This window comes from Pseudarthrobacter sp. NPDC092424, from assembly GCF_044754925.1.
Taxonomy (GTDB): domain Bacteria; phylum Actinomycetota; class Actinomycetes; order Actinomycetales; family Micrococcaceae; genus Arthrobacter.
Map to the genome: position 1 here is coordinate 87,021 of NZ_JBIVQC010000001.1, position 21,537 is coordinate 108,557.

At 62.8% G+C, this 21,537-nt stretch carries 22 protein-coding genes and 1 pseudogene; 6 read left to right on the forward strand and 17 right to left on the reverse strand.

What is annotated here, in order from left to right:
- Window position 1: 1 nt before the first annotated feature.
- From ACIQCN_RS00495 to ACIQCN_RS00550, 12 genes are all read right to left on the reverse strand, one after another.
- On the reverse strand, window positions 2-1,036 hold the full coding sequence (locus ACIQCN_RS00495) for a pilus assembly protein TadG-related protein (RefSeq protein WP_400608867.1): 1,035 nt from the start codon (window positions 1,034-1,036) through the stop codon (window positions 2-4).
- Window positions 1,024-1,422 carry a TadE/TadG family type IV pilus assembly protein gene (locus ACIQCN_RS00500; RefSeq protein WP_400604371.1) on the reverse strand — a complete coding sequence of 133 codons (399 nt, stop codon included), beginning with the start codon at window positions 1,420-1,422 and terminating at the stop codon, window positions 1,024-1,026. The genes ACIQCN_RS00495 and ACIQCN_RS00500 overlap by 13 nt, the downstream gene beginning before the upstream one ends.
- Window positions 1,423-1,482: 60 nt before the next feature.
- The gene (locus ACIQCN_RS00505; RefSeq protein WP_400608869.1) at window positions 1,483-1,692 is read right to left on the reverse strand and encodes a Flp family type IVb pilin; all 210 of its coding nucleotides are present in this window, start codon (window positions 1,690-1,692) and stop codon (window positions 1,483-1,485) included.
- Window positions 1,693-1,964: 272 nt separating this feature from the next.
- Window positions 1,965-2,843, reverse strand: a complete 879-nt coding sequence (locus tag ACIQCN_RS00510) for a type II secretion system F family protein (RefSeq protein WP_400608870.1) — start codon at window positions 2,841-2,843, stop codon at window positions 1,965-1,967.
- A 10-nt stretch (window positions 2,844-2,853) separates the two neighbouring features.
- Window positions 2,854-3,651 carry a type II secretion system F family protein gene (locus tag ACIQCN_RS00515; RefSeq protein WP_400604365.1) on the reverse strand — a complete coding sequence of 266 codons (798 nt, stop codon included), beginning with the start codon at window positions 3,649-3,651 and terminating at the stop codon, window positions 2,854-2,856.
- A 146-nt stretch (window positions 3,652-3,797) separates the two neighbouring features.
- Window positions 3,798-5,237 (reverse strand): CpaF family protein, encoded by a 1,440-nt coding sequence (locus ACIQCN_RS00520; RefSeq protein WP_400604363.1) that lies wholly within the window; start codon window positions 5,235-5,237, stop codon window positions 3,798-3,800.
- The gene (locus ACIQCN_RS00525) at window positions 5,234-6,433 is read right to left on the reverse strand and encodes a CpaE family protein (RefSeq protein ID WP_400604362.1); all 1,200 of its coding nucleotides are present in this window, start codon (window positions 6,431-6,433) and stop codon (window positions 5,234-5,236) included. The genes ACIQCN_RS00520 and ACIQCN_RS00525 overlap by 4 nt, the downstream gene beginning before the upstream one ends.
- Window positions 6,433-7,215 carry a Flp pilus assembly protein CpaB gene (locus ACIQCN_RS00530; RefSeq protein ID WP_400608872.1) on the reverse strand — a complete coding sequence of 261 codons (783 nt, stop codon included), beginning with the start codon at window positions 7,213-7,215 and terminating at the stop codon, window positions 6,433-6,435. The genes ACIQCN_RS00525 and ACIQCN_RS00530 overlap by 1 nt, the downstream gene beginning before the upstream one ends.
- Window positions 7,216-7,264: 49 nt before the next feature.
- On the reverse strand, window positions 7,265-8,317 hold the full coding sequence (locus ACIQCN_RS00535) for a pilus assembly protein TadG-related protein (protein ID WP_400604358.1): 1,053 nt from the start codon (window positions 8,315-8,317) through the stop codon (window positions 7,265-7,267).
- Window positions 8,305-8,712 (reverse strand): TadE/TadG family type IV pilus assembly protein, encoded by a 408-nt coding sequence (locus tag ACIQCN_RS00540; protein WP_400604356.1) that lies wholly within the window; start codon window positions 8,710-8,712, stop codon window positions 8,305-8,307. The genes ACIQCN_RS00535 and ACIQCN_RS00540 overlap by 13 nt, the downstream gene beginning before the upstream one ends.
- A 109-nt stretch (window positions 8,713-8,821) precedes the next feature.
- Window positions 8,822-9,013: a Flp family type IVb pilin gene (locus ACIQCN_RS00545; protein WP_400604354.1), complete on the reverse strand. Its 192-nt coding sequence runs from the start codon at window positions 9,011-9,013 to the stop codon at window positions 8,822-8,824.
- Between the two features lie 233 nt (window positions 9,014-9,246).
- On the reverse strand, window positions 9,247-9,930 hold the full coding sequence (locus ACIQCN_RS00550; protein ID WP_400608874.1) for a prepilin peptidase: 684 nt from the start codon (window positions 9,928-9,930) through the stop codon (window positions 9,247-9,249).
- 277 nt (window positions 9,931-10,207) lie between these two features.
- Between ACIQCN_RS00550 and rplM the strand changes: the two genes are divergently transcribed.
- The 3 genes from rplM (at window position 10,208) to glmM (ending at window position 13,036) form a co-directional block, all read left to right on the forward strand.
- A complete protein-coding gene (gene rplM, locus ACIQCN_RS00555) occupies window positions 10,208-10,651 on the forward strand; it encodes a 50S ribosomal protein L13 (protein WP_377214923.1) in 444 nt (147 codons plus the stop codon).
- 39 nt (window positions 10,652-10,690) lie between these two features.
- On the forward strand, window positions 10,691-11,197 hold the full coding sequence (gene rpsI / locus ACIQCN_RS00560) for a 30S ribosomal protein S9 (protein ID WP_400604351.1): 507 nt from the start codon (window positions 10,691-10,693) through the stop codon (window positions 11,195-11,197).
- 477 nt (window positions 11,198-11,674) lie between these two features.
- Window positions 11,675-13,036: a phosphoglucosamine mutase gene (gene glmM / locus ACIQCN_RS00565; RefSeq protein ID WP_400608875.1), complete on the forward strand. Its 1,362-nt coding sequence runs from the start codon at window positions 11,675-11,677 to the stop codon at window positions 13,034-13,036.
- An 83-nt stretch (window positions 13,037-13,119) separates the two neighbouring features.
- On the opposite strand, the gene mscL is transcribed toward glmM, so the two are convergent.
- From mscL to ACIQCN_RS00590, 5 genes and pseudogenes are all read right to left on the reverse strand, one after another.
- Complete coding sequence (gene mscL / locus ACIQCN_RS00570; protein WP_400604347.1) at window positions 13,120-13,524, reverse strand: large conductance mechanosensitive channel protein MscL; 405 nt, start codon at window positions 13,522-13,524, stop codon at window positions 13,120-13,122.
- A gap of 9 nt (window positions 13,525-13,533) precedes the next feature.
- Entirely contained in the window at window positions 13,534-14,772 is a 1,239-nt protein-coding gene (locus ACIQCN_RS00575) for a glycosyltransferase family 87 protein (RefSeq protein WP_400608877.1), read from the reverse strand.
- 106 nt (window positions 14,773-14,878) lie between these two features.
- A pseudogene (locus tag ACIQCN_RS00580) lies at window positions 14,879-15,711 on the reverse strand (D-alanyl-D-alanine carboxypeptidase family protein).
- A gap of 5 nt (window positions 15,712-15,716) precedes the next feature.
- Window positions 15,717-16,712: a type I pantothenate kinase gene (gene coaA / locus ACIQCN_RS00585; RefSeq protein ID WP_400608879.1), complete on the reverse strand. Its 996-nt coding sequence runs from the start codon at window positions 16,710-16,712 to the stop codon at window positions 15,717-15,719.
- A 71-nt stretch (window positions 16,713-16,783) separates the two neighbouring features.
- Window positions 16,784-17,617, reverse strand: coding sequence for a glycosyltransferase family 87 protein (locus ACIQCN_RS00590; RefSeq protein ID WP_400608881.1), 834 nt, complete (start codon window positions 17,615-17,617; stop codon window positions 16,784-16,786).
- 95 nt (window positions 17,618-17,712) lie between these two features.
- On the opposite strand from ACIQCN_RS00590, the gene glmS reads away from it, so the two are divergent.
- The 3 genes from glmS (at window position 17,713) to ACIQCN_RS00605 (ending at window position 21,519) form a co-directional block, all read left to right on the forward strand.
- Entirely contained in the window at window positions 17,713-19,605 is a 1,893-nt protein-coding gene (gene glmS, locus ACIQCN_RS00595; RefSeq protein ID WP_400604338.1) for a glutamine--fructose-6-phosphate transaminase (isomerizing), read from the forward strand.
- Window positions 19,606-19,690: 85 nt separating this feature from the next.
- Window positions 19,691-21,121, forward strand: coding sequence for a hypothetical protein (locus tag ACIQCN_RS00600; RefSeq protein ID WP_400608883.1), 1,431 nt, complete (start codon window positions 19,691-19,693; stop codon window positions 21,119-21,121).
- Between the two features lie 50 nt (window positions 21,122-21,171).
- Entirely contained in the window at window positions 21,172-21,519 is a 348-nt protein-coding gene (locus tag ACIQCN_RS00605) for a holo-ACP synthase (RefSeq protein ID WP_377214712.1), read from the forward strand.
- Window positions 21,520-21,537: the final 18 nt, after the last annotated feature.

Here is a 21,537-nt window from a genome sequence, read left to right on the forward strand (position 1 = left end):
TTTAGAGGACGGGACGTGCAATGGTGGCGCCGTACTCGTCCACGGGGCCTAAGGTGTAGCCGTCGTCCAGTGAGGTGTACTTGACGAATTTGCCGATGATCCCACGGCATTCTCCGCGGCACTCGTTGGCTAAGGTGACACCCGGTGCCGAGCCGGCGCGGTTTTGGAAGGTGTTGGGGGCGACGCTGTCACCGCTGAATTTCCAGCCCGTGACTTCGAACGCTGCGAACGCGACCAGGCTGTAGACGGCGCCGTTACCGGTACCGGTGACCTTGTTGAAGATCGGCAGAAGAACGGTCACTTTGCGTCCCGCAGTGATTTCACTGACCCATTTGTTGAGCGTGTCGCTGCAGTTGGCGGGTGCGTTGTTGCCGGGATCGCTGCCGCCCTCGCTGACGGCCAGGTCGATGGAACCACCGCACTTGCCGGGGTCCTGGACCAGCCAGCCGAAGCCGCCTTCTACAGCTGCGCCTGAAGGACCGTAGTTGCAGTCGGCGTTCGTGTTTTTGCCATGATCCTGGAGGCGCTGCAATTCGCCGTCGATCTTGTCCTTTACCTGGCATACGGAAAAGGCGAGGGGAAACGCCGTGCGGCCGGCACGGGCGCTGCCCCACACAGCGGAGCCACGGGCACCGACTTCTTTTGTGGGTATGCCGAGGACGTTCGCAAAGAACAGCGTCACTGAGTTTTCAGTTCCACCAGGCTCCTTGGCCGCCGTGGTCACGGAGACTTTGCGTGCTGCTTTATCCAGCTGGATGGAGTACACCTTGCTCATCCCGTCCAAGGCATTATTGTTGGCCAGATCGCCAGCGAGCGTGGACGTGGTGGAGCACTGGGTGCCGGTGGAATCCCGGGCACATTTTTGGGCGAGGGCGATGGCGGAAGCATCGGCGCCGTTCTGGAGCTGGGCGCGCTCTGAATAAATGACACCAACATCCACCGCGATGGCCACGAACCCCAGGAGGCTGGCCAGGAGGAGGGCGACGATGACACTGACCGCTCCGCGTTCAGGGTTATGGTCCACTATCCGCCGCACAGCATGACTCCTTTTCCTTTGAGGGGGAAGGGCCCCGCGATTCCGGTGATAGTGGACAGGTTGTAGTTGATGGTGAGTGTTACCTGGTTGCCGGTGCTGCAGACCTCCGTGCTCAACGTGATGTCCGAGGTGGGGATGGAGGTGCTCACGGGGGCCGCCGCATTTTTCGCGGCTGTCCTGGCGGCGGCAGGATCGTTGGAGATTGCCATGACCCGGACGCCGTCCCGGGCCGCGTTAGTGAGGGTGATCTGGGCGTTATACGCCCGTCCAAATTCGATGGTTCCGAGGACCAACAGCAAGAGGAGGGGCAACAGGAGTGCGAATTCGACAGCGGCTGCACCGCGTTCGGAACCGCTCTTCACCTGTTGCTCCTCCTCTTGCGTCATTTGTCTTGCCCTGGACCTGGGGCCGTCGGCGGATACTTCAGGGCGCCGACGCTGAGAACGCTAGCTGGCGGTAGGGGCAGGAAGCTTGCCGTTGACGCTGTCGAACATCGCGTCGAGGTTGGTACCGAGCAGGCTGACTGCGACGATGATGACGACGGCGATGAGGCCGACCATGATGCCGTATTCAACGGCCGTGGCGCCCTTTTCTTCGCGGAGGCGGTTCTGCAGCTTGAAGCCGAGGGTCTGGAGGGTTGCGATGAGAGAAAGCATTTTTTACTCCTGAGCGAGTCTGGGTGGTGGCTGGTCCGTCACCAGCTCTAAAACGAAGTTAGCAAGCAAAAAAGCCCTCGAGCCGGGATCTTGGGACTTCCTGCGCAAAGGCTTTTCGAGGTGGGCGAATCCTGCGTTTTCCCTGCGTACGACCTGCGTTTTCCGGTGGATTTACGCGCCTGAACACACCAACGGACCCCCTCGGTTCTGGGTGCCGAGGGGGTCCGGTCTATGGGGCGACGCCTGGAAGACGGCGTGCGACAGGAAGAAATCTAGAGAAGCGTGTCCATGATGTTGATGACGGCCGGTCCCAGCAGAACGATGAAAAGCACCGGGAAAATGAACGTTAGCAACGGGAACAACACTTTGACCGGAAGTTTCATTGCTTTCTCTTCCGCCCGCTGCCGGCGCCTGACCCTGGACTGCTTAGCCTGCGTTCGGAGGACCTTCGCCAATCCGATGCCGTATTTGTCAGCCTGGACAACGGCACGTACAAAACTCCGCAATTCGGAAACAGATGACCGGTCAGCCATGGCCTGGTAAGCCTCCTGACGCGGGCGGCCCACCTGCATGTCCTGGAGGGTGCGGGTTAATTCCTGGGCGAGCGGTCCTTCGCCGTACTGACCCGCCCTGGCCATGGCTGCCTCAAAACCCAAGCCGGCCTCAACTGAGATCAGCATCTGGTCCAATGCATTGGGCAATTCCAGTTGGATGGCCTGCTGCCGTTTGATCCCCTTGTTGTAGACCAGCAGGTCGGGAACAAAGAATGCGAGGACAGTGATGAACAGCCCGATCGCAACATTCTGTACGGTCGGCGAATTGCGGAAAGCCAATATGGCCAGCACCGCTCCTGCGAGCGCAAGCAGGGGTTTGGCGACTATCAGTTTTTCCAGCGGCATGGCAGCGGGCCGGCCAGCCAAGGCGAGCCATCGGTCCAGCTTTGCTTCGTAACTGCCAGGCACAAGGCGTTTGGCAACGCCGAGCAAAGGCATGGATCTTGACACCGATGCTTGCCCGCCGGCCGAAAATCCGTGCCCGAGATTCGATTGGACTGCCAGGGCACCGGCTCGATCCAAGGTGGCTAACACCCAGACGAAGTAGGCGAGCGGGAGAATGACTGCGGCAATGATCAGCCAGGCGATGGGAGTCATGACAATCCTCCTAGAACTTGATCTTGACGGTGCGGCTCATCCAGACTCCGCCGATGATGAACATGACCACGCTCACGGCGACCATCATGTTTCCGATGGGTTCCTCTACAAAGACCCGCATGTAGCCAGGGTTGATGAAGGACAACATCACAGCGACCGCCGCAGGCATGGCCATGAGAACGATCGCGGACATTTTGCCCTCCGCGCTTAGTGAGCGGACCTGGCCCTTTATTTCGCTGCGCTCCCGGATAGTTCCTGCCACCTGCTCGAGCACCTCCGCGAGGTCCCCACCCACCTCGCGGTTAATTTGAATCGCTTGGCCGACCCATCGGAAGTCCTCACTGTCCATGCGTTCCGCGGTCTCTTCCAGCGCCTGGCCGAGGTCCTTTCCGATCCGGGTTTCATTAACGATCCGGCGAAGTTCTTCTGACGTGGGAGCCTCCGATTCCAATCCGGCTGCTTCAAGCGAACGCATGACGCTATGGCCGGCCCGCAGGCCGCCAATGAGCATTTGGATAGTGTCAACGAGCTGCGCCTCAAACTTGCCCTGGCGTCTGTCCGTCTTGATGGTGAGGACGGCGCGTGTCAGGAAGGGAGCCGCGACGGCGAGAAGGATACCCAAAACCGGGTTGGTCAAGAGCGCCCCGATGAAACCCAGCAGCACGGAAGCCACTCCTACCAGCACCGTGAAGTCCGCGGGACCGAGTTTGACGCCGGCGTTGTAGAGCAAATCCCTGCTAAAGGGTCCGCCGGACTTTCCCAGGGCTTTGTCTACGCCGTCCACCAATGTGTGTGAAACCTTGCCCAACGAGGATTCTTCCCGGCCACCGTCGGGGCGCCGCCGGGACAAAGGAATCGAACCGTGTCCCGGCCTGATGACGACAAAAAGCAACAGGAGTACGGCTCCGAAGCAGAGCAATACGGCCGTCACGAGAACAAAGGGGGCCTCCATGGTTACCGCCGCCCATACGGCTGCATGTCTGCCCCGAACACGGCGGGTGAGACGGAAATGCCAAGCTCAGCGAACCGGTCCAGAAAGCGTGGGCGGATGCCGGTCGACACAGGTTTGCCCAGGAAGCGGCCCTGGGGGTCCATGCCGGCCGAGTAATCGAACAGGAACACATCCTGAAGGGTGACGATGTCGCCCTCCATCCCCTGGACTTCGGTGACGTGGGTGACCCGCCTGCTGCCGTCCCGGAGCCGGGTGACTTGGATGATGAGGTCAACTGCGGAAGCAACCTGTTCCCGAATGGCCCGGAGCGGGAGATCCATGCCGGCCATGAGCACCAGCGTCTCCAGGCGCGCGATCGCGTCCCGTGGCGAGTTCGCATGGACGGTCGACAGAGAACCGTCATGTCCCGTGTTCATCGCCTGCAGCATGTCCAGTGACTCGCCGCCGCGCACTTCACCCACAATGATCCGGTCGGGACGCATGCGGAGTGAGTTCCGGACCAGGTCCCGGATGTTGATGGCACCCTTGCCCTCAATGTTGGGCGGGCGGCTCTCAAGCCGGACTACGTGCTCCTGTTGGAGCTGCAGCTCTACAGCGTCCTCAATGGTGACAATGCGGTCATCCTCCGGAATGAAGGAGGAAAGTACGTTAAGCAGTGTGGTCTTGCCGGTTCCGGTACCGCCCGAAACGATCACGTTGAGACGCGCCTTAACGCAGGCGTTGAGCAGTTCGGCGATCTCCACCGTCAGCGAACCCCAATCGATCAGGTTGCGCACAGTCAAGGGGACATGGCTGAACTTGCGGATAGTGAGCGACGGGCCGTTGACCGCCAGGGGCGGGATAATGGCGTTAACGCGCGATCCATCCGCTAACCTGGCGTCGACCAAGGGTGAGGACTCATCGATTCGCCGCCCGACCTGCGAGACGATGCGCTCGATGACCTTCCGAAGGTGGTCGTCAGAGCTGAACTGCGCGCCGGTCAGCTGCAGGTGCCCGCCGCGTTCAATATAGATCTGATCGTGTCGGTTGACCATGATTTCCGTGACGGACGGGTCCTCGAGCATGCGTTGGAGAGGACCGAGACCCATGACTTCGTCGGCTATCTCGCGGATGAGCCGACGGCGCTCCTCTGGCGTCAGCGGTACCTGCTCCTCGTCGATAACTGTCGATAGCTCCTCAACAGCGGATGCACGCAGTTCGTCCTCGGAGGCGGATGAGTCACCGAACCGGGTACCCATTCGCTCGAAGAGTGCGAGGGCTGCGCGTTGCTTGAGGCCAGCCAAGGCATCCACTGCCTGCGGAGGGGCCGTCAGCGGACGGCGAACCGCCGCGTCCGGGAAGGAAGGGGCGGTGGGCGTCGTTGCGACTGACGCGTCGCCGGGCTCCACCGCTTCCTTGGCAGCGGATTCCGTGTTTCGGGAAAGACGCTCTGAGAGTCTCATGAGACAACCACCCTTCGGTGCAGCTTGTTGTGGGAAGAGGAAACCCATGCCGGGTCGAAACGGTCCACCAGCTTCCGAAGGCCCTTGGCGGCCGAGTCTCTGGCGGTTCCTTGCAGGACCGGGACGCCACGGTTGGTAGAAAACGGCAGCGTCCTTGAGCGGGGAACGACAGCGTCGATGGGAACCCCTATAGTCGCCTCGACGTCCTGGACCGACAGGCCACTCTTTCGGTCCGCAAAATTGAGGACGGTATGGCGTCCCTGGGGAACGAGCTGCAGCTCCTTCAAGACGCCGAAGCACTTGCGCAGGCCGCGCACGCTGGGGACATCCATTCCGCACACCCACACGCCGTCCGTAGCCTGTTCCAACGTTGCAAGGACGTGCTCTCCCAGACCGGGTGCAGTGTCCACCACCACGTACTTGAACTCGCTTGCCAGCTGATTGATGAGCCGGCTTACGTGGTCCGCGGTGATGTAATCCGATTCCGCCGGGGTCCGCGGTGCGCAAAGGGCGTAGATCCCGGCCGGATGCACGGTCAGGAACGCTTTGAGCACCATTGAATCTTGGGAAGCTGAGCCGTGGACTGCCTCGGTGATGCAGTGTTCGGGCTCCAAGAGCAGCCCTGAGGCGACGTCGCCGAACTGGAGGTCGAGGTCCACGATGACGACCCCCATGGGCGCGACTTTGCCGAGTCCGATAGCCAGGTTGGTTGCGACCGTCGTTTTGCCGACGCCACCCTTGGGGGACATGACGGCAATAACGCGCCCCCGCTCCTGGCCGGGCTCGGCCGCGGGAGCCATCCCCCTGCGCCGGCTCGCGGATGCCAGACATGCTCGTTCGAGCAGCACCCTGAGGTCATTGACCACGATGTCCGGGGTCACTACGTCCCTGATTCCGGAATGCATTGCCCGCAGAACGAGGTCAGGCGAGGGATCCGCCACGAGGAGCAGACTCACTTCCGGGTACTGAAGATCGAACACCGTAGCGAGCTTTAGCGCGTCGTCCGGGGTCACCCCGGGTCCAAGGATCAAGACTTCCGGCTGCGCACCGGTGAGTTGCCGGAAGACGTCATCTGGCCCGCCAGCGAGAACGTCAGGTGTCAGCGTCTGCAGTTCGCCGTGGAGGGCTCCAGCAATGGCCTGGCGGACGCGCCCTTCAAAATCGCGGACTGCCGTGATGGCTACGAACCTGCTCATCAGTACAGCCCACCGAAAGTAGTGACCGGAGTCTTGCTCTTAGTGCTGGTATCCGTCTGCTTCGCCAACCAGATGGTTCCGAACTCGGCACCGAACACCAATTTGACAGCCTGTGCGTCGGTTCTGGCCAAAGTAACGAAGGCTGACCCGTTAGGCATCTCGACGCCGGTCTGCGCGGCACCGTCCTCATCCTTGGCCCCGGCCTTCTTAGTGTCCGGGGCTGCCTTTTGAACCGCAGTTACCAGGACGTCGTGGAAGAGCAGGCCCGTGGATTGCTTCCAGCCTTGGACTTCAGCCGGTACCCGCCCGTTCGCCGGCATCTCTTCGTCGGACGTGAACGATGTATAGACGGTGACTTTGTCGCCGGCTTCCAGGCGGCCACCTAGGATACGCTCCGGGGCAAGGAGCAAGGTGACTTCCTCGAGTCCGTCAGGTACCGGAACGGTTCCCGGGACAAGTTCCTTTGGATCGACAAGGCGGGATGCGAGGAGTTGTTCCCCCGGTTCAAGGGCAACGCTGGTTACTCTGCCTGTTTGGTCTGCGAGCCCTTCCAACGCACCATCCGGAACGGCAGAGCGAGGAACGGGGGCGACTTCAACGTACTTGTTGAGTTCTTCCGCTTTGGTTCCAGCGGGAACGGATTCCTTGACGATGAGCACATTGACGGGCTCAAGCCCTTGAGCTGCCCTGTTGTCGGCGCCCTGCACATAAACCACAAGCAGCACGGTTCCAATGACGGCCAATACCAGAGCCGCTATGCCTCCCAGTAGGCGTGATTTCACTTGATTACTCCTCTGCTTTCATCCTTGATCGGAGCGGAGTGGGCCTTGCCTACTCCGAGAGCCAAACTGCGGTTGCGCCGTAGTTCGGTGCTTCACCGCTCGTTGCGAGCCCCTCATCGAGGGACACATAGCGGGTAAAGAAGCCCTGAATGCCGCGGCAGTTGCCGTTGCACGAGGGTGCGGCAGGATCCAAGCTGGTGAGAGAAGGGCCTCCACCGAACTTGTAGCCGGTAACCTGGAAGGCGATAAAGCCCGTCAATCCGTAGGTTGCGTGCTGTCCCGTTCCAGTTGCACTGCTGAAGATGGGAACCAGGATCGGTTCATCCATCAGCGAGGCGAGAATGGCTGTGCAGTCGCTCGGGAAGTCGTTGCCGGGATCGTTCCCGACCTCGGATGCCGCGATATCGATGTCTGCCGAGCAGCCGGTGTCCCGGTCCAGCCAGCCGAAACCCCCCTCGGCATAGCCGTTTTGAGGGACGCAGCCTGGGTAGTCCGGAGTGTTCTCGTCATATCGCAGCAGGATGTGCGTGGGAATCGGGTCGCCTGTGAAGCTTCCTGTTGACTCGAGTTCGGCGAGTTGGCTGGGGGAGAGATACTGCTCGAAGACGCATTGGCTTATGGTCCAGGGAAGCGTCGTTGCGGCGGAGGGAGCACCCCAGGACGCCACCGCTGCTGCATGGATGACGCTCGTGTCGTTCCCCAGAACCCTGGCAAAGTACAGTGCGAAGCTGTCGTCAGTGGAGCCTGCAGCTTGCGCGTTGGTTTCCACTCGTACGGAGGTGGCAGAAGGCTGGGTCACGGAAAAGACCCCGCTTGAGCCGTCATTGGCATTGTCGTCCGCAAGGCGGTTGGCGGGATTCGTCATTGCGGCCGGGCAACTAAGCCCTTGCGCGCAGTCCCCGGCGATCGCCAGGGCCGTAGCGTCAGCCCCCGTTTGAAGCTGTGTCTTCTCGGCATACATGGCCCCGACGTCCACCGCGAGTGCGGCGAAACCTAACAGCACAACCATCGAAAAAGCTACGACAACGGCGGCAGCGCCGCGTTCGCTGTCAGTTCCGCCGTGAAGTACTCCTTGCCCGGAATTCCCTCTCAGCCGCCGCATCTCATCACTCCTATTCCGGTCAGTGTCATGGGGAAGAAGCCCGGTGACCCGAACCAGCCGGAGTCGAGGAATCCGGACATGGACGAGAGGGTCACACTGGTCGTGACTTCGACGTTGTTTCCGTCCGAACAACTGCCAGCGTTGTCTGTCACGTTGACGCCCAGCCCATCCAGCGAGGGAGCGGCGCCCAAGGCGGTTCCCTCGACGTCAAGCGAGTCGTCGTCATAGTGGATCGCAGCATGCCGGGCACCTTCCCGGGCAGCCTGAGTCAAGGAGTTCTGAATGTTGAATACCCGGCCGAATTCCATGGTGCCGATGAGAATCAAAAGAAGCAGCGGAAGCAGAACTGCCATCTCAACGGCTACTGCGCCGCGTTCTTTCTGTTTCGGGTTCACACCGTCCCCCAGGACTTGTACCGCCGGCTGATGGCCGGACTGATGGACAAATAGCCGAAGTGGTTCTGGCGGGCTTGGATCCATTGCCAGAACCACTTCGTTTGAGTGCTTAGAGGGAGTCGTTGACCTCGCCGAACAGCGTGTTGATGCCGGTACCGAGGACGGCGGCGCCGACAGCGACGATCACGGCGATGAGGGCGACCATCAGGCCGTACTCCACCATCGTTGCCCCCTTTTCGGAAGCCAGGCGGTCCTTGATGCCGGCGATAAAAGCGGTCATGGAGACCATGAGAGAAGTCATTTTAATGTCCTTAAATTCGGTGAAATGAATTGATTGAATTTCAACGAATTACCAGCTACCCCATGCAATCCCAGCGGCTGGCCTTCGCTAAGACGAGATTGTCATTTGGGGTTATGGGCAACAATGCGTAGTGGTACTCGACTTTTTGGGCGCGCAAAATTGACCGCTACTTGGAAGGTGAGGGTGAGTACTCAGGTAGAGCGGCCGGGCGGGCCGCGCGACTGTGCGCCTGGCTATCTCAAGATGAGTGCGACGGCGGCTGCAGCGGCCAGCATTGAGGGGCCGTGGGCCACCTCTGCGCCCTTGCCCCGCCGCCTGAAGCTGACGAGAATCAGCGTTGCCAGAGCATTCAGGATGAAGCCAAGAAGCCCGCCATAGAGTAGGTGGTTCCAGCCCAAGTAGCCCATGTAAAGTCCCAACGGGCCGGCCAGCTTCACGTCCCCCATGCCGAGCCCGGCAGGGGATATGAGAGCCAAAACCAAGTAACCCGCGAACAGGATTATCGCGCCAAACAGACCCCTCAGCGGTCCGCCGGCATTTCCAGTAGCGATCCAGGGAAGTATCAGGAGAAATGCGCCTCCCGTTAGCAGTGACAGAACTAACGGATTTGGCAATAGGTGCTGCATAAGATCAATGTGCGCCAGCTGGGTGCCCAAAACGGCAAGAAAGAGGAATGCTGGCAGGTCGGGCGCCGGCCCAAACCGAAACGCAAAGGCGGCGCAGGTGGCGCCGGTGAAGGCCGCCGTCGTGACTCTTGAAGACAGCGGGGGCAAGCCGCCAAGGCCGGGGAGTGTCCTGGCTATAAGCAGTTCCGCTAGGGGTGAGAGTACGAGGCCAAGGAGGGCAGCGCCCGCAAGAAGGAACCATAGTGAAGCTTCCCCGCTCGGCGTCACTGTCACTGCATCCCCCGCACTCATCAGGCCGGCCACGGTCCGGGCGGCGTCCAGTAGCCCCCATTTTGACCCCGAACCCCCTGACGCGCTAATCTTGGTAGTCGTTGTGCGTGTCCTATTCCGATGGTGCGTGCCCGCTTGAGAATCCAGTTGCAGGATGACTACTCAACGTGCACATTCGGAACCACAGGATGACTGGTTACATGGAGCCCTCACCTCTGTTCCGGTAGCGCGCAGACAGTAGGTGCGCGAGCTAGTGACACCTAAACAAGAACGCCAGAACAAGAACGAGGCAAACACCGTGCGTACGTACACCCCGAAGCCCGGCGATATCAACCGCCAGTGGCACGTCATTGACGCCACAGACGTTGTCCTTGGCCGTCTTGCAAGCCAGACCGCAATCCTGCTGCGCGGCAAGCACAAGGCCACCTATGCATCCCACATGGACATGGGCGACTTCGTCATCATCATCAACGCTGAAAAGGTTGCCCTCACCGGCGCCAAGCTGGAGCAGAAGCGCGCATACCGCCACTCCGGCTACCCGGGCGGCCTGACCTCCGTCAACTACGCGGAACTGCTGGAAACCAACCCGGTCCGCGCCGTGGAGAAGGCCATCAAGGGCATGCTCCCCAAGAACTCCCTGGCTGCACAGCAGCTGGGCAAGCTGAAGGTGTACCGCGGTGCTGAGCACCCCCACGCCGCGCAGCAGCCCAAGACTTTCGAAATCACCCAGGTCGCCCAGTAGTCCTGGCCACCAAACAACTTACTTAATACAAGGAGAATCGTGGCTCAGAACGAAGAACTGACCACCGAAGCCAATGAGGCTGAGGAAAACCTGACCAGCTACACCTCTGAAAGCTCGGCTGCTGAAGCTGCGCCCAAGAAGGAGCGCCCGGCCCTGACTGTTGCCGGTGCAGCTGTTGGCCGTCGCAAGGAAGCCGTTGCACGCGTTCGCGTTGTGCCGGGCTCCGGCAAGTGGACCATCAACGGCCGCGAGCTGGCGAACTACTTCCCGAACAAGCTGCACCAGCAGGACGTCAACGAGCCCTTCAAGATCCTCGATCTCGAAGGCGCCTACGACGTCATCGCCCGCATCCACGGTGGCGGAATCTCCGGCCAGGCCGGTGCACTGCGCCTCGGCATCGCCCGTTCGCTGAACGAGATCGACGTCGAGAACAACCGCGCCACCCTGAAGAAGGCCGGTTACCTCTCCCGCGACGCCCGCGTCATCGAGCGCAAGAAGGCCGGTCTCAAGAAGGCCCGCAAGGCACAGCAGTACTCCAAGCGCTAAACCCGCTTGCACAGAAGCCCGTCACGCCTTTCGGCGGGGCGGGCTTCTGCCGTTTAACCCTGGCTTCCAGGTGCCCTTGTCGACGTTTGTTGACTCGGATATTGTGACAGCTGACCAGCCACTTCGAGTGGGTAGGGGTCGATCTGTACTAAACAGGCGATCAAGTGTGGATGTGAGCCGCGCGACTTCTTTTACAGGAATTCGCTGTGGCGCCGTGCACCAAACTTACTTTCAGAGATCAGCGTTCAGCGGGACGTTCCCTTCGGGCAATCCGAGCTTTGGGCGACCCGCGGAGGCGTGAGACTTCGATTTACCCGTGCCACGCGTGCAAGGGCTGGCATCTCACATCCAAACGAGTCGGCGGAAAATGGAAAGAATTCCAGCCCGCAGTGAGTTAGCGCAGCGCTCAGATCCTAGTCCAGCCCTGCCTGACCTGCCGTTTCGAAGCGGAGCATCCACATCCTCTAGACTTAGCCGGTGTCTAGATTATTTGGAACAGATGGTGTCCGGGGCCTGGCGAACGGACTGTTGACAGCGGAGCTGGCGATGAAGCTGGCCCAATCGGCCGCCGTCGTGCTTGGCCACGACCGGTCCGCCAACGGATCCCGGCCCCGCGCGGTCGTCGCGCGGGACCCGCGTGCGAGTGGTGAATTCATCGCAGCAGCCGTGGAAGCCGGTCTTTCCAGCTCGGGTGTGGACGTCTACGACGCTGGCGTTCTGCCCACCCCCGCTGCTGCCTACCTCGTTGCAGACCTGGATGCGGACTTCGGCGTCATGATCTCTGCCTCGCACAACCCGGCGCCGGACAACGGCATCAAGTTCTTCGCCCGGGGCGGCCAGAAACTGCCCGATGACGTGGAAGACGCCATCGAAGTGCAGATGGCCAGTGAGGCCCCACGCCCCGTCGGCGCCGACGTCGGCCGCATCCAGCGCTTCTCCGACGCCGAAGACCGCTACATTGTCCATCTGCTCGGTACCCTGCCGCACCGCCTGGACGGCCTGAAAGTTGTCCTCGACTGCGCCCACGGTGCTGCCAGCGGCTGCTCGCCCCAACTGTTCAAGGACGCCGGCGCGGACGTCTTCGTCATCGGCGCAGAGCCGGACGGCCTGAACATCAACGACGGCGTCGGATCCACCCACCTGGGGCCCCTGAAAGCCGCCGTGGTTGAGCGCGGCGCCGACCTCGGTATCGCGCACGACGGAGACGCAGACCGCTGCCTGGCCGTGGACCATGAAGGCAACGAGGTTGACGGCGACCAGATCATGGCGATCCTGGCCCTGGCTTTGAAGGCCTCCGGCAAGCTGAAGGACGACGTCCTCGTGGCCACCGTCATGAGCAACCTGGGGCTCAAGATCGCGCTCAAGGAAGCCGGCATCAGTATCCGGGAGACGGCTGTCGGCGACCGCTACGTGCTTGAAGGCATGCGCGAAGGCGGATTCAACCTGGGCGGGGAGCAGTCCGGGCACGTAATTTTCGCTGACCATGCAACTACGGGGGACGGACTCCTGACCGGCCTCCAGTTGGCGGCCCAGGTTGCCCTGACAGGGCGTTCCTTGAAGGAATTGGCCACTGTGATGACCAAGCTTCCGCAGGTGCTGATCAACGTCAAGGGCGTAGACCGCGGCCGCGTGGGCAGCAGCGACGGCCTGGCCGCGGCAGTGAAGGCCGCGGAAGCGCAACTCGGCGACACCGGACGTGTCCTCCTGCGGCCGTCCGGGACCGAGCCGGTAGTCCGCGTCATGGTCGAAGCCGGGGATGAGGCCACCGCCCAGTCCATCGCTGAAAGCCTGGCGCAGGTAGTCCGGACAGAGCTGGCTTTGGAACTGGTCAGCGACTGACCACGCAGCAAGGCGATCGGTGATTTGAACAACTGAGGCCCGCTTCCATCCTGGAAGCGGGCCCTTAGTTTGTTTAGGGCGGGCTAAAGGTTCCGGCTCCGCAGGGAATCGCGGATCTCCGTGAGCAGTGCAATCTGCGGGTCCTCAGCAGACTCCTCCTTCACGTCGTGCTTGATGCCCAGCCGGCGGTTGCGGAATTCGATCATGTGGTTCATCGGGACGACAACCACGAAGTAGATGGCGGCCGAGATCAGGAGAAAATTGACGATGGCGGTCAGCAGCACGCCGAACTCTACGGCGTTGCCGTTGAAGTCCACCCTGGCGAAACTGTCAAAGTTGGGGGAGCCCACGAGGCCCGCGATCAGCGGCATGAGGACTTTGTTCACTAGGGCCGTGACGACGCTGCCAAAGGCGGTGCCGATCACGACCGCGACGGCAAGGTCCACGACGTTGCCCTTCATGATGAAATTCTTGAATCCAGTCAGCATGTCCCAAACTTATCGGAGACCTGCAGGCCCCCGTGACGCTAAGGCGCGCAGGCTGGTTACCCAGATCATGGCAAGGGGGAGTGCGGACCATGGCGCGTCCAGCGCAGAAAGCCATGGTGCCGTCCCGGCCGCCGCGTGGAGGGGCGCCACCAGCCACATGAGGACAAACGCCATCAGGATGGCGACGCGGAGCCCCGGTCCGGGCCGCCGGTCCAGGAGGAAGACGGCCACGGGAATGAACAGAACGGCGTCATAGGTGGCCAGATGGGGCGAGAACGCCAGGCTCGTCGCAAGGGTTGCGATCAGGACAGTGGTTGTGTCCGCGCTTTTTCCGTGGCGCGCCAGAACCGCGAGCAGCACGGCGGCGCCGATTGGCAGGGATATGAGCGTCAGAACGGGTGCGGCGGCCTGGCCCCATTCCGCCGGCAACAAGGATTGCAGGAGGGAAGGCAGCCCCGTCATCTTCCAGGCCTGGCCTTCCTGCACCTCTGCCATATAGAGCGGGCTCGCCAGTGCTGCGCTCCACTGCCGGATGCCTGCGACGCCAACGAGCGCCACGGACGCGGCTGCAATGGCGCCGACCGTCAGCGTGAAAGCCGCCAGCGCCTTGAAGCTGCGGACTGCCAGCAACACCAGCGGAACCACCAGGACAAGTTGGGGCTTGGTGAAACCCAGCCCCAGGACTGCGCCTGCCCAGCCGGGGCAGCCGTGGGCGAAGAGCCGAACGCCGACGAGCCAGACGGCCAGCACGAACGCCGAATCCTGCCCGCTGCCCAACGCCTCGAAGGTCGGCGGAGCTGCCAATGCACACAGCAGGAGTGTTTTCCAGCGGTGCTGGACGAGACGCGGTGCCAGGAACCTCAGGCTGAGAAAGCACCACCACAGCAGTGCCGCATTGAGGCAGAACCATAGGACGCCGCTGAGGTTATAGGGAATCAACGCCAGCGGCGCGTAGAGCGCGGCGACCACCGGCAGTGACACAAACCAGGCGAGCGGCACCTCATCCCCCAGCTGCCGGCCCTGGAGGTCTGACTGAACGGCGGGGTCATACAGGTTGTCCGCCCCGTCCAGCAGCAACCGGCCGCCGGTCCAATGAGCCAGGTAGTCCGGGAGGAATGCGCCTTGGTTACCGGGGTCCATTACCCGGGCCAGGCTGCCGGCCAGGAGACCCGCTGCCCCAGCAATAAGCAGCAGGATCGGGTAGACCCGCAAACGCTCCGGGGTGATCAAAGCATCAATGCGCAGCACGGCGCGCTGGAGCGGGCGCGTTCGATGACCTGTTTCGAGCCCCCTTGGTTTCCCCACCATAGAAAGGGACACTACAGGATCAGGAACTCCGCGGGAGGTTAGCCTCTTAGGCGTACCCCGGCGCTGCGCCGACCCCGAAGTACTCCTCCAGCGTGTGCACGCCTTTTTTCGCCATGTCGGAGGCCGCCTCCACCCCGACGAACCGGAGGTGCCATGGTTCGTAGTAGTATCCGGTGATGGTGTGGAACATCCACGGGTAGCGGACCACAAACCCGAATCGGTGCCCGTTTGCCTTCGCCCACACGGCGGCCGGCTGGTCCGCGAAGCAAGGCTGGAAGCCGCAGGCCCCACCGCCGTCCGCAATATCGAAGGCCCAGCCCGTCTGGTGTTCCGAGTACCCCGGGCGTGCGCTGGCCGTGTCCGCATCAGCCTGGCCGCGCGCCGCCACATAGCCGTTATAGGTTGCCGTCTGCGCCGCGAAGGAGCGGTACCGCTCGCCAGGACAAGGGCGATGCCGTCCGCAGCGGCTGCAGCGAACATCGCTTCCGCGGCCGCCGCCGTCGTACTGTTCAGCAGTGCAGCCTCGCCGGACGCAGTGCTGGCGACGGCCGGGCGAACCAGGTCTACCGGCGCAAAATCAGCAGGTGCGAGCGGGCGGTGCTTATTGACGACCAGCCAGGGACTTGTGGGGTCGGTTAGGGAAAAGCGGCGATGCGGGGACGCTGCTTTGGTCGGCCGTGGAGCGGAGCTGGCAGTTACGGTGGCCGGCGCCGCCGTCGGGCCCGCCGGCGGTGAAGGTGGGGCAGAAGGGGCGGACGACGACGGCGTCCCCGCCATTGGCGCCTCCGGCGTGCAGGCTGCCAGTACGGTCAGCCCGGCGCCGGCTGCGAGTAAGCGAGTCAAGGTGCGGCGCGAAGGCGAGCCGCAGTCCTGGCACATGTGTGTTAAACCTTGCGCAGAAGCATCCGGCGGATCGAGTGGTCCGCCTCCTTGGTGAGCACCAGCTGTGCCCTGCCCCGAGTGGGAAGCACGTTCTCCTCGAGGTTGGGCTCGTTGATGCGCTTCCAGATGTCCCGGGCCGTCCTCTCCGCCTCTTCATCGGAGAGGGTGGCGTAACGGTGGAAATAGGACTCCGGCTGCGCGAAGGCGGTGCTCTGAAGCTTGCGGAACCGCTCCACGTACCACTCTTCGATGTAGGAGGTCTTGGCATCGACGTAGATGGAGAAGTCGAAGAAGTCGCTCAGCGCCAGGCCCTGCCTGCCATCGTGCCGCGGACGGGCCGGGGCCAGCACGTTCAGGCCTTCCACGATCAGCACGTCCGGGCGGCGCACCACTACTTCCTTCCCCGGCACGATGTCGTAGGTGACATGCGAGTACCAGGGCGCACGGACCTCTTCGGCGCCGCCTTTGATCGCGCTGACGAAACGCAGGAGGGCCCGGCGGTCATAGGACTCGGGGAATCCTTTGCGTTCCAGGAGCTGCCTCCGCTGCAGTTCCGCAAGCGGGTACAGGAAGCCGTCCGTGGTGATCAGCTCTACATTGGGAGTCCCCGGCCAGCGCCGCAGCATTTCCCGCAGCACGCGCGCAATGGTGGACTTGCCGACGGCCACCGACCCTGCCACGCCGATCACGAACGGTGTTCGCTGGGTCTGCTCGCCCAGGAAGGTGGTGGTTGCAGCGTGGAGTTGGCCGGCGGCTTCAACGTAGAGGTGCAGGAGCCGGGACAGGGGAAGGTAGACCTCGCGGATCTCCTTCATGTCCAGGGGATCGCCGAGGCCGCGCAGGCGGACAATGTCCTCTTCATTGAGGGGCTGTTCCATCTGGGCGGCGAGCCGCGACCAGGTCTGCCGGTCCAGCTCGACGAACGGGGACACACCCTCGCCGTTGGCCTCGTTGCGTTGCAAAGTCACCCTAGAGATTCTGCCCCGCTCCCTGCGCATAGCGAAATGCAGGGGCAGCGGTGTGCAAACCGGTTTTCCGGGACGGATGGGTCAGCATGCCGGTTCCGTGCTCACGGCAGTTCATTGGGATGGGGTACGGCCTGCACCCGCCTGCTCTCGCCTTGAGCAGAACGCATTCGTGGAATTGCTGCTAGCAATGTCAATGATCCGAGCCAGAACACAGGTGTGCACAACAGCATGGAAACGGGGATGCACCAGCGCTTATCCTTTCGGGCGGCCCAAACCAACAAAGCCAGGCCCAGTGGGATGCGGACTATGGCCGGCGGCATGAAAGGCGAGCCGATCGCTCCGGTGGAATCGCTGAGATGGTTTAGAAGGAACTGCGCCCACTCCTGCCAGAGTGAGGGCGCCAACGCCACTGACAGGCCCGTGATAACGGCCAGCCCGAGCAAAAAGCGGGAAAGATTTCTCCACTCGCCCCGGACCAGGAACCACACCGGCCCGACGGTAGGAGAGATCTTGGTGAGGGCAACGAAGGCCCAGCTTTCAGGGCGTGCGAATCCAACAACCGCTACGACGGCCATTAGAATGAATATGTTCCCGGAGACAATCTCGGGGAGTCCTGCCAGCCACAGGGGAAGCCCCCACTTCCAGCCCATAGGCCTCAGTAGCCAGGCAAGACCCACGGCGATCGCCACGGTGAAGAGCGACACAAAAAATGGCCACGGAAGTTGGGCCAATGGCCAGATCATCTGCGCGAACGCCGGGCTGTAGAGGTAGGCATCAGGGGTCCCCGGGGCCGTGGTGTACATCGGCCCGCGCCAAGCCAGCCAGTAGGCATGCGCGTCGACGCCAACGCCCCGTGCCCTGACGGAAAGGGCGGCGTAAATCGCGCAGACAATTCCCAGTATCCAGGCGGAATCACGAAGCAGACGGTCGCGCATTGCATGAACCTATCACCGCTTCGAGCGTCCGGCCTGCCTGTGCCTCAGGACACGTCGGTTTAGAACTCGCGCCGCCAGCCGATACTCTTGAGCCTATGTGTGGAATCGTGGGATACGTGGGCCGTTCCGTTGACGGCGTGGTTTCTGGTCACAGTGCGCTGGATGTTGTGCTTGAGGGCCTGCGGCGCCTGGAGTACCGGGGTTATGACTCTGCCGGCGTGGCCGTAGTGGCCGGAGGCTCCATCGAGTCCCGGAAGAAGTCCGGCAAGCTGGCCAACCTGGTCGCTGAACTGGAGGCGCGCCCGCTGCCCGAAGCGCGGACCGGAATCGGCCACACGCGCTGGGCAACCCACGGCGGGCCCACGGACCGCAACGCGCACCCCCACCTGTCCGACGGGGGCAAGCTTGCCGTGATCCACAACGGCATCATCGAAAATTTCGCCGAGCTCAAGCAGGAGCTGCTGTCCAAGGGCGTCACGTTCCTCTCTGAGACTGACACTGAGGTCGCGGCCGCCCTGCTGGGCGACATCTTCCGCAACAAGCTGGGCGGCGACACCGCCAACGGAGGCCTTACCCGTGCCATGGAGCTGGCCTGCCAGCGGCTCGAAGGCGCCTTCACCCTCCTGGCGGTCCACGCGGACCAGCCGGACGTAGTGGTGGCTGCTCGCCGCAATTCCCCGCTGGTGGTTGGCCTGGGCGACGGAGAGAACTTCCTGGGCTCGGATGTCTCCGGGTTCATCGATTACACCCGCCGTGCGGTGGAGCTGGGCCAGGACCAGATTGTGACCATCACCGCTGACACGGTGGACATCACCGACTTCTACGGCAATCCTGCCCAGGGCAAGGAATACCACGTGGACTGGGATCCGGCCTCGGCTGAGAAGGGCGGCTTCTCCTCCTTCATGGAGAAGGAGATCCACGACCAGCCCGATGCCGTGGCGCAGACCCTCCTGGGCCGTTCCGACATCAACGGCAAGCTGACACTGGATGAGCTGCGCATCGATCCGGAGCTGCTGAAGCAGGTCAACAAGATCATCGTGCTGGCCTGCGGCACCGCCGCCTACGCCGGCACCGTGGCCAAGTACGCCATCGAGAACTGGTGCCGGATCCCCACCGAGGTGGAGCTGGCGCATGAGTTCCGCTACCGCGACCCGATCGTGGACTCCAACACCCTGGTGGTCTCCATCAGCCAGTCCGGCGAGACCATGGACACCCTGATGGCGGTCCGCTACGCCCGCGAACAGGGCGCCAAGACCATCTCCATCTGCAACACCAACGGCTCCACCATCCCGCGTGAGTCCGACGCCGTGCTGTACACCCACGCCGGTCCGGAAATCGCAGTGGCCTCGACCAAGGCGTTCCTGGCGCAGATCACGGCCGCATACCTGCTCGGCCTGTATTTGGCACAGCTGCGCGGGAATATCTTCTCGGGCCAGATCAAGGACGTCCTGGCAGACCTGGGCAAGATCCCGGCGAAGATCCAGACCATCCTTGACGGTGCCGGTCCTCTCCGCGAACTGGCCCGCAGTATGGCGGACGAGCAGTCCGTCCTGTTCCTGGGCCGCCACGTAGGCTACCCGGTGGCGCTCGAGGGTGCTTTGAAGCTGAAGGAAATCGCCTATATCCACGCCGAGGGCTTCGCCGCCGGCGAGCTCAAGCACGGCCCCATCGCCCTGATCGACGAAGGCCAGCCGGTGTTCGTGGTGGTCCCGTCCCCGCGCGGCCGCGACTCCCTGCACGCCAAGGTGGTCTCCAACATCCAGGAAGTCCGCGCCCGCGGCGCCCGCACGCTGGTCATCGCCGAGGAAGGCGACGAAGCCGTCCAGGCCTACGCCGAGCACGTCTTCTACGTGCCGGAGACGCCCACGCTCCTGATGCCGCTGCTCACCACGGTCCCGCTGCAGATCTTCGCCGCGGAACTCGCCGCAGCCAAGGGCTACGACGTGGACCAGCCGCGCAACCTCGCCAAGAGTGTCACCGTCGAGTAGCTGCACGCCGGCTTGAGCAAGACTTGAGCCAAAAATAAACTGATCCAGCACAACCCAGGGCCCTGCGGTCGCTACCGTAGGGCTCATGGGGGAGGCCCGGATCAACACTCGTGGGAGCGGCAGCAGCCGGACCGCTGGCCGCGAATTGAGGGCGCGCCTGGGGCCCTGGTTTCTCGCGTGGCTGGCTTTTCTGCCGTACGCCATAATCCGGTCTGAGAACCTCGCCGAATCGGACACGTTCTGGCAGGTTCGTACCGGGTTGTGGACGATGGCGGAAGGTCGTCTTCCCCTCGTGGATCCCTTCTCATGGACGGCTGCGGGGAAGCCCTGGACGCTGAACTCCTGGGCGTTTAATGTTCTGGTCGGCCTTGGGTATGAAGCGGCGGGCCTGGCGGGTGTGGCTTTCATCGCGGCCTGCCTGGTCGCGGCGATTGGCGGCTTGGTTCTCTATCTGGCCCGCGAGCTGGGCGCGGCCCCGCTGCCGTCCGCCGTCGTTCTCTTGGCCGGAGCACCGCTGTTGATGCTTTACCTGTCGGCGCGGCCCCAGCTTGTTGATTATCTGGCAGTGCTCGCGCTTGCTGTTTTGCTGCGGAGGTTGCTCGATGGGCACAGACCCGGGTGGCTGCTGCTGGCCGTCGGTGTTCTCACGGTCCTCTGGGTCAATCTGCATGCAGCTGCCCTGCTCGGCGTGGCAATCGCTGGTACCAGTGGCTTGTTGGCCCTTCTGGGGACGCGGACGCGTAGGCAGGCCGGGTGGCTTTTCGCTGCCGCTCTGGTAATTTCCGTCAGTGCCGTGGTCACCCCCTACGGAACCGGACTGCTGGTCCAGACGGTGCAGGTCAAGGCGGAGTCAGCAGACATCACGGAGTGGCAGCCCCTCAATCCGGCGGATCCTCTGCAGCTCGTCTTGTTTGCCATTGGCCTGGCCGGACTGGCTTTTGCCGCCAAGCGGCGTGATCCGGTCCTTTGTGGAGCCCTGGCTATCAGCGCAGCCGGATCAGTAGCGGCCATGCGCATCCTTCCGATCCTGGTGTTGCTGGCATTACCGGTTATGGCGTCCGCAATGTCCCGTGGTGCTGTCCTGCGTTATCTCGACAGCCGGCGCAGAATGATTTCCACGGGCGCGGTTGCTCTGCTCACTTTTGTCATCGGCAGTGCGATCATCAACCTTCCTTATTTCGGCCGGCCGGATCCCGCGCTTTTTCCCGCCGCGGCGGTTAAGGCCATTCCCTCCGGCTGCACCTTGTTCAATGACTACCATCTGGGCGGACTGGTCATACTGCAGAGGCCGGATGTCGCTGTTTCCATCGATTCGCGGAACGACCTGTATGGGGCCGAAGCGGTCAGGCAGTCGGCGCGGGTGGCCAGCGGCCGCGGTGAGCTTGATCAGGAATTTGCTGCGGCACACTGTGTGCTGGTGCACCCTCATGGAGGGCTGGCGCAACGGTTGCGGAACAGCTCCGACTGGATCGTGACGGCGACCGAACCCGCTGCAGTCTTGTTTGTTCGTCGCTGAGTCGTCGCTGTGGCGGCCTCCGCCAGAACCGTCACCGTAGAATAAGCCGCATGATCGTAGGCATTGGCGTAGACGTTGTAGACATCGAGCGGTTCGGCCGGCAGCTGGAGCGGACCCCTGGCCTGCGGGACCGGCTGTTCGTTCCGGCGGAGAGGGACCTGCACACCCGGTCCCTGGCTGCCCGGTTCGCCGCCAAGGAAGCTGTGGCCAAAGTCCTGGGCGCCCCGGCCGGCATGAACTGGCAGGACTGCTGGATCGGCCTGGACGAGAACGGGCCCACCCTCCAGGTCAAGGGCACGGTACTGGCGGTGGCCGAGGCCAAGGGCGTCAAGCGCTGGCACCTGTCCATGAGCCACGACGGCGGGATTGCCACCGCGATGGTTGTGGCTGAACGCTAAGCCCACACAGGGGTCCGG